General features: G+C 58.8%; 6 protein-coding genes. 4 read left to right on the plus strand and 2 right to left on the minus strand.

From position 1 onward, the window contains the following. Nucleotides 1-3 precede the first annotated feature (3 nt). Entirely contained in the window at nucleotides 4-1,569 is a 1,566-nt protein-coding gene (locus AB7P10_RS08100) for a transposase (RefSeq protein WP_428293327.1), read from the plus strand. Here the strand turns inward: AB7P10_RS08100 and AB7P10_RS08105 are convergent. Then, on the minus strand, nucleotides 1,566-2,465 hold the full coding sequence (locus AB7P10_RS08105) for a WYL domain-containing protein (RefSeq protein WP_428293328.1): 900 nt from the start codon (nucleotides 2,463-2,465) through the stop codon (nucleotides 1,566-1,568). The two genes, AB7P10_RS08100 and AB7P10_RS08105, sit on opposite strands and share 4 nt — an antisense overlap. A 94-nt stretch (nucleotides 2,466-2,559) precedes the next feature. Here AB7P10_RS08105 and AB7P10_RS08110 point away from each other — a divergent pair, with 94 nt between their 5' ends. Both AB7P10_RS08110 and AB7P10_RS08115 read left to right on the plus strand, forming a co-directional pair. Beyond that, complete coding sequence (locus AB7P10_RS08110; protein WP_428293329.1) at nucleotides 2,560-5,625, plus strand: HsdM family class I SAM-dependent methyltransferase; 3,066 nt, start codon at nucleotides 2,560-2,562, stop codon at nucleotides 5,623-5,625. A 38-nt stretch (nucleotides 5,626-5,663) separates the two neighbouring features. Continuing rightward, entirely contained in the window at nucleotides 5,664-6,347 is a 684-nt protein-coding gene (locus AB7P10_RS08115; protein ID WP_428293330.1) for a hypothetical protein, read from the plus strand. A 392-nt stretch (nucleotides 6,348-6,739) separates the two neighbouring features. Here AB7P10_RS08115 and AB7P10_RS08120 read toward each other — a convergent pair whose 3' ends face one another. Then, nucleotides 6,740-7,018, minus strand: a complete 279-nt coding sequence (locus tag AB7P10_RS08120; protein WP_428293331.1) for a metal-sensing transcriptional repressor — start codon at nucleotides 7,016-7,018, stop codon at nucleotides 6,740-6,742. A gap of 65 nt (nucleotides 7,019-7,083) precedes the next feature. On the opposite strand from AB7P10_RS08120, the gene AB7P10_RS08125 reads away from it, so the two are divergent. Then, entirely contained in the window at nucleotides 7,084-7,500 is a 417-nt protein-coding gene (locus AB7P10_RS08125) for a hypothetical protein (protein ID WP_428293332.1), read from the plus strand. The last annotated feature ends 298 nt before the right edge of the window (nucleotides 7,501-7,798 follow it).

The following is a 7,798-nucleotide window of genomic DNA, read 5'->3' on the forward strand; positions in this document are numbered from 1 at the left end:
GGCGTGCCACCGCTTGCCGAAGCGGGGTCAGGAAGAGCGTCGGTCGATGGTTACCGGGCCATCGGTGTGTCGACAGAATCGACCATTTACTGTATGCGGTGCAACCAAAGTTTTACGTTGAAGAGCAACCGAGCTACGCTTGAGGAGTTCGAGAGACAACGAGCAACCTTCACGCAACGCGATGGCGCAGCATGCCGGAACTCCTCCTGCGTCAACCATGGACTGGTCAACCTCGACTGCTATCAGTCGTTCGGCAAGAGCCGAGGTGGCTCGGCGCGGTACCGATGCAAGGCGTGCAAGCAAACATTCACGGTTCCCCAACGTGCGACTCTGCGTCAGCGCCATCCGGAAGTAAACGAGTTGGTACTGAATTTGCTGGTCAACAAAATGCCCATGCGCAGGATCTGCGAGGTGGCAGGTGTCCAGCCTGCGGTTCTGTACTCGCGCATACATTTTTTTCACAAACAGGCCATCCGCTTCGTGGTTGACCGCGAACGCGCACTGCAAGAGCGGCTCAGCTTTCAAAAGCTGCGGATAGCGGTCGACCGCCAGGATCACACGTTCAACTGGGCCTCCAGCGCTGATCGCCGCAACACGAAGCTGTCAGCAACGGGGAGTGCAGACTGCGACAGTGGCTATGTCTTCGGAATTGAGCTCGACTTCGATTCAGCCAGGAATCCGTTCGAGGTTGACTTGCATGCTCGCGAAATTGGCGACTACGAATTAACAGGGCCGTTTCGCCGGTACGCGCAGTTCTTTCTGCCCGGGGACGAAGAGCTGGGGAAGGCTGTCCCAGCTGGCGTTGCCCTTGCAGAGGAAGGAACCAAGCTACCCGCTTCAGGCCTGCGCATCCATGCCGAATATGTCCTCATGGGTCACTTTCAATTTTTGCGGTGGCTCATGCCGAATGTGGGCGCATTTGACTTCTATCTTGACCAGGAGCCCAACATCCGCGGCGCTTTTCTGGCGGCGTGTCTGGATCTGGTTGCGCAGAAGCGAGCGGATGCCTATTTCGTGCGGATCGGCAAGGAGCTCACGATCGATGAGAGGAAGCTGGCCGTCGCACACAGCGAGACCTACTTGTCAGGTTTGAAGAAGCAGTATCCGACACTCACTCGACGCCAGATCGCCCACGAAGTCATGAAGCAGCGCTATCTGCAGGTGCGCAAATCAGAGGCCAACGCGGCCAATCGGTGGGTCACCAGCATACTGCCGCACATGGGCGAGCCGCTCAAAGAGGTCAGCTGCCTGACCGACTGGGGCGATGACGATGTGGACCGGATCGCAGGAGGCATGCTGTCTGCGAGTTTGCACCCCATCGATCGATTCTTTATGTTGCTCCGCAGGCGTGTGAGCTTGCTGGAGAGACCCATCGCCTCGGCCAGCTCAGGCCATCGAACTTGGTACGGCTACAGCGCCTACAACCCGGAAATCGCGCAAAAAATCATGGGCCTGTTTCGCGTCATCTACAACTACAGCATGACCGGCAAAGATGGCAGGACGCCCGCGATGCGGCTTGGCTTGGCCGAGAAGCCTATACCGCACAAAGAAATCCTCGATTTCGTTTAATCGCTCCCGAAGCGATACCTGTTCGCCAGCTCGGGATCCTTCAATGCCAGGTAGGGGTGCTGCCCGGGGGCGGGCTTTTCCGCGGCGCCACCACGTTCCAACCGATGACGGTACAAAAAGTAGCTCACCAGGCATTTGCGGATGGACGATGACCACAGGAACTCGCCGTTGTCAGTGGACTTCATTCCAAATTCGCGTGCGACAACAGACTTCTGGCTGGTCGACAGGCGAACAGCTGGAATCACGTCCACAGTTTCTGTTTCGTGCCACATCTTGTCGTCCGCGGCGGCAACGGGTGCCGTGGCTGCATCCAGCGACGCATGGCTGCACCTGGCCAACACAAAGTCCCGGAACTGCTGGTGGCGACCATCAAAGGCGCGGACATGCCAGCGGTCTCCGTTGTGCACCAGCGTGTGTGGCCACAGAGTCCGAGGCACTGGGTCAGCTTCATTGAGCGACTGGTAGGTCACTGCCAGACCACAGCCTTCGCGCAGGGCCTGCATCATGACGCGCAGCACGTCAGGGTCGATGCTGCCAGTGGGATGCGTGATGGATTCTGCCGACGTGACATGCCCCAGTGCTGGGACAACAGCGGTTGATTTGCTGGTGCTGTACACCTGAAGCAGCGACAAGTACTCTTCCGCAGAGCCAGATGCCAGCAGAGGCTTGAAGTCGCGGCCCCGGGTGTAAGCCTTCCTCTCCACGTCGTATTCCAGCGAGTGGGCATGGTGCTGGCGGTACCGCCTGAAATCCCTGGAGAGATGGTTGGGCGTGACGTCGAAGACCTCGCACACCTGTCCCCGGCGTACGAAACCGTCCCAGATCAGCCGCGCCTCAATAAACTGAAGGCGCTGCTTCTGGGCAAAACTCAGAGTATCAAGCCAGGCGACATCCATACCTATCACGACGAGTAGCTAATTGCAGACGAGTGTAGCACCGCTCTTGATTTATGTACTTCTTACGGTAAACTCACTGCCAAGAAAACAGGTTTTGAAAGGCGTCCGCGTGGAAGGTGTGCTGAACCAGTGGTTGGACGCTTGGGGGTACTCAGCTGCCCCGGGCTCGCTGCACCTGCACGGCGATTCCGTGGATGGTCAGCACCCGTACCGCACCGAGATCCGGGGACTGCTTGATCCCAAAGGAGCGATTCGTGCCAAGGCCGTGTTTGATGTCGAGGGGGTGCCGACGATCTGCTTCCTGGAGAGCAATGGTGAGGCGCTCGACAATCAAAGCTTGATGCGCGGCGTGCGTGAGCGCGCATGGAACCAGAACCTGGTATCCATCGTGCTGGTGGTTGACGACACGCGTGCACTCGCAGCACCGACCTCGTTGCCCGAGGCCACGTTCGAAGAGATCGAATTCAAGCAAGCCAAACCCTTTGGGGCCTTCTCCCGGGCGGACATTCAGTCGGGCGAAGTGTTCTCCCGCCATGCTCAGTGGTTTGCGCCAGAGAATCGTGTTGACAGAAAGCTGCTGTCGAACCTTGGAATCATCGTGGACGCCTTGACCCACGAGGGCCTGGACAAGGGTGCAGCGCAATTGCTGATGGCGCAAGTGATGTTTGTGGCCTACCTTGAGCACCGCGGCATTGTTGGTGAGGAGTACCGCAAGCAGCGAGAGGTGGGCAGCCTCTTTGACTTGGCCAAAGAAGCCGATCGCAAAGGCATGATCGCCTTGATGAGGCGGGTCAAGAAGGATTTCAACGGGGACTTGCTGGAGCCCGATGGAGGTCAGTCGGTCTGGAGCAATCTCAGTGATGTGGCCTTCCAGCACCTCAATGAGTTCCTGTCCCACGTTGACATGGCCGATGGGCAGAAGAGCTTCTGGCGCTATGACTTCCGCTTTATCCCGGTCGAGCTCATCTCAGGCATCTACGAATCCTTCCTCGCCGAGGACAAGCGAGACGTGGGCGCGTACTACACCCCCCGCCATCTGGCCGCATTGGCGGTCGATCAGGCGTTTGCTGGCTCTGCCGACATCTTGGCCGAGCGCGTGCTCGATGGTGCGTGTGGATCTGGAATTTTGCTGACGACTGCCTACCGCCGCATGTTGGCCTATGGGGAAGCCAAAACAGGTGCTCAGTGGCCGTTTGCCAAGCGCGTGGAGTTGCTCCAGCAAAACATCTTCGGCTCGGACATCAACGAATCCGCATGCCGTGTCACGGCGTTCAGTCTGTACCTGTGCGTTTTGGAGAACCTTCAGCCGGCCGACCTGTTCAAGTTGACGGCGCAGGGCAAGGCGACACTGCCCACGCTGGATGGCCACAACATCGTGCGCGGCGCAAAAGGCGATTTTTTCTCTGACAAGAACCCACTGGTCAAGCGTGGCAATTTCACTCTGCTGATATCCAACCCACCGTGGCTGGAGCCCAGCGGCAAGCAATTGCTGTCCTCTGACGTGTGGGCCGCTGCTCAGGGGCAAAAAATACCGCGCAGGCAGGTCTGTCTGTCCTACATGTTGCGCGCGATGGATGCGGTGGACCCTGTGCGTGGGCGGTTCTGTTTCATCCTGCCCGTCAGCAGTCTGGGGGCTGAGACGAGCCAGCCCTTTGTGAAGGAGTGGTTGCGCCGCTGTGAACTCGACACGGTGATCAACTTTGGCGATCTTCGCAAGCTGCTCTTCGAGAACGCCAAGCAGCCAACGCTGGTCGTTGCAGCCAGGCCGCGCCGTTCTCGCAGCGAGATCGAATTACCGGAAACTTTCGAGTACTGGACGCCGAAAGCTGACGTAAGCCTGGCCTTCGGCCGCTTGACGCTGCACGGTACCGATCGGCACACGGTGCAAACCGCCATGTTGGCCAACGACAACTCGGTGCTCACCACGCTCTACTGGGGAACGCCACAGGATCAGGCCACGATCGCCAGCCTGGAGATGCGTGGACAGATTGGTGACTTGCTCGATGAAGCGGGCTGGCAGATGGCCAAAGGTTTCCACCTCAAGGACAGCTCGGTCAGCACTCCCGTGTCGGTGGAGTCGATCGCAAGCGCGCCGTATCTGGATGCACGAAAGTTTGCCTTGCATGGACCTTTGCTGGATGAGGGTGTGCTCGAGCGTTTTCCGCAGAATGTGACCCACGTGGCCAAACTGTCGGACAAGATCCTGGGCGCGTTCAAGGGCCCCCGTATCGTATTCAAAGACGGGATGACGTCTGAGCGAGAGATTTGCGCAGGCTTCAGCACCAAGCGTTTTTCCTTCAACAGCAGCACGACAGCGATCGTGGCGCCCCCCAAGGACGCCGACTTGCTGCGATTCTTGTCGGTCTACCTTCACTCGGACCTGGTGCGTTACCTCCTGCTGTTGACAGCCTATCAAATCAGCTTCGAGCGCGAGAGGGTGAGTTTGCTGAACGTCAAGCGTTTGCCGTTCGTGCATCCCCGTGACCATTCGAACCCGCCGCGTGCTGCTGCGATCGTGGCGGAGGTGGCAGAGTTCGTGCGAGAGATGGAAGCCTCTCCCATGATTGGTCGCCAGGGATTGTTTGACCGGTGGAGAACACAGGCTGAGAAACTGATCAGCGAGTATTTCGGCTTGACAGCAATGGAGAAGGCACGTGTACAGGAGATGGTTACGCTGGTGGTGCCTAGCATGCAACCGCCCTCGTACGCCAGGTTGGTAACGCCACTGCAAATGCGCACGAGTGACCGCGATCTGCAGCGTTACGTGAAGGCGCTGTTGGCCGAGCTCGCTCAATGGCGCGATGCGATGGGCGGAGCGGGCGACTTTGAAGCCAGCTTGACGATCGGCTCTGCGCAGGCGTGCGGTGCACTGGCGGTCATCCGCCTTGATGTGCAGGCTCAAAAACCAGCCAAAAGCTCCCACGCTCAGGCCGAGGTGGCGGACCAGGCCGTGGCCAAGCTGGTGCAGACGTTGCAAACCAACGAACTGCTGCCGGTTCAACTTCGCGAAAACCTCTACCTTGCGGCTGACGTGGTGGTGCGCCATGGCAATTCTCTCTATCTGATCAAACCGATGGTTCGTCGAATGTGGCTGCAGGCACAAGCGTTCCGAGACGCGGAGAGGATTGTTCGCTACGTTCAAGAGCAGGCTGTGCAATGAGCAAGCCTCCTCCGCGACAAACGTCGCGAGATGAATGGATGAAGGCATTTCCGGCGAACGAAGCACGCCGAGCCGCGCAGTTCGTCTTCGACAAATGGAATGATCTCTCGGCTCAAGCCCCGAAAACATTCCATTCTGGGAATCGCGAGAACCACATCACAGAGCGCTTTGGCATGCACATGCCCAAGATATCGCTGTCCCAAGCAAGGCTGATGGGTTGGTGGAGCTACGAGGAGCCCTCTGGCGAGTCAGAGGTCATCAACGGAGAGCTCAAACCGAAGGGCCGAATCCGCAAAGACCTTGTCTACAAGTCCAATAGTGGCAAGGTTCGTATCGAACTGATCTTCGAGTTCAAGAAGCTTGAGGCCACCAAATCGAGCTGCAAGGTCTATCGGGGAACGGAGGGAATGCGCCGATTTGTCGACGGTGATTACGCCAAGGGCCTTCCCATCGCCTTCATGGTCGGCATGCTCATTGGAGACGCTTCGAACTGCGTTCAAACCCTGCGGCGCTCGCTGTTGTCGACTGCCGCAAAAGCGGACCTGAGAATGGTCAGCGACGCGTGCGGCGAGTTGATTCGCGATCCTTCTGCAATGTTTCCGGGTCTTGCACACTTTGACACGGAACACAACAGATTGGCCGGCAGCGCGCCCGCCCACGGCACCATGCTGCTTTCGCACATGTTTGTGGCGCTCCCAGGGCCTCCTGCAGCTGTCGAATAGTGCATATTGCCGGGCAAGCGCAAGTTGCCTGACAACTAGCCGACTTTGGCGGGCGACTTGGATCAACACCTTGGCCAACGCGCTCGCGTGTCGCTTTGCCCCTGGGAAGATGTGGTGCGCCATGATCGACATCCACCACGAGCTCAAAGCCTAAGTCCAGGGCGGACAGCGATCAGTGGCGCGAGCTCGGCCACTGGCTATGGTGGTCGTCGACCAAAAAGGCGTTTGCATGGCGCACGCTCTGACCTACGTCAGGCACCACGTGTGTGCTCGTGGCCGGTGGGCAAGTCCGCGTGGTCGTGCCCCATCACGTTCGGTTCTTGCGCCGGCCACACGCGAAGCCACCTGCTGTTCTCGGTGTGGATGCGCTCGGGTGCCATGGTGCACGAGGCTCAGAGATAGCGCGTGATTTCCCTGAACTCGTCCAGCGAATGGCGTTGTCCCGATTTGAGGGGCCCCATCAGGTCTTCAAGGCAATGGTCCAAGTGGTCCTGAATCAAGGCTTTCTTGGCTTGCTGGATCGCCTTCTCCACTGCTTGCAATTGCTGCGCAACATCGAGGCAGTCTCGCCCCTGAACCACCATCTCAATGGTGCTGCTCAGGTGCCCGCTGGCTCGGCGCAGGCGTTTGATGATGGCAGCATGGGAAGCGTGTGTATGCGGTTGTGTCATGGCCGATAGTATCCCCTCGGGGGGTTACTATATCGCCCTTGCCAACATCGAACATCGTAGTGACCATGACCCCACGCCTCACTCGCTCGACGCGCGCCGCCCGGGCAGCGCTGGGCATGCGTTGGCTGGTGCTGGTGGTGATTCTGTTCGGCACCATCATCTCTTCCGTGGGAGGCACATACTCCCATGGCATCGCTGCCATTGCGGCAGTGAGCCACGTCTCTCCAGCGTCCTCGGACACTGAACACGACCATGCGCTTGGTCATGCCCACGAAGACGGAGGCAGCGCGTGGGCTATGGAAAACCATGGCGCTAGCGCCGACCATCCCCACCACGGGCCCGACCACTCGCACGACAAAGCCCACGCCCTGCCCATCACATGGAACGTGGCAGCTCCGCAGCTTCCCGTGTGGATCGGGCAAGCGAAGCTGTGGATTGAAATGGTCGAGGCATCGCGGCTCGAACGCCCGCCCATGGGCTGAGAACGCACCCGTTCTCGATCACGTTCGAGTTTTTGCGCTGCGCCACGCAGCGCCCCATTTCCTTCAGACCATCGGAGTCTTCATGCACAGCCATGTTCACGACAGGCTGCCGCGTTCGCCATGGGCGATCGGGCACCTCCGTCTCTTCTTGCTTTCAGCCTTTTTCCTCTGCTTGGGGTCTCCTCGTTTTCAGTGCAATAAGTGACGGTACGAAAAGCTAGCACTGGCGCGGAGGTGGTGTTGGTAGATCGTTGATTTCATTGACTTTCCTGTTCACTTTCAAATCTGCGATTCGTGG

The sequence above is a fragment of the Hydrogenophaga sp. genome (assembly GCF_050182545.1).
Taxonomy (GTDB): Bacteria; Pseudomonadota; Gammaproteobacteria; order Burkholderiales; family Burkholderiaceae_C; genus Hydrogenophaga.

Bases quoted from the DNA above. Each gene is read 5' to 3' on its own strand.
- AB7P10_RS08105 (WP_428293328.1), bottom strand. From the start codon at position 2,465: ATGGATGTCGCCTGGCTTGATACTCTGAGTTTTGCCCAGAAGCAGCGC.
- AB7P10_RS08115 (WP_428293330.1), top strand. From the start codon at position 5,664: ATGAAGGCATTTCCGGCGAACGAAGCACGCCGAGCCGCGCAGTTCGTC.
- AB7P10_RS08120 (WP_428293331.1), bottom strand. From the start codon at position 7,018: ATGACACAACCGCATACACACGCTTCCCATGCTGCCATCATCAAACGC.
- AB7P10_RS08125 (WP_428293332.1), top strand. From the start codon at position 7,084: ATGACCCCACGCCTCACTCGCTCGACGCGCGCCGCCCGGGCAGCGCTG.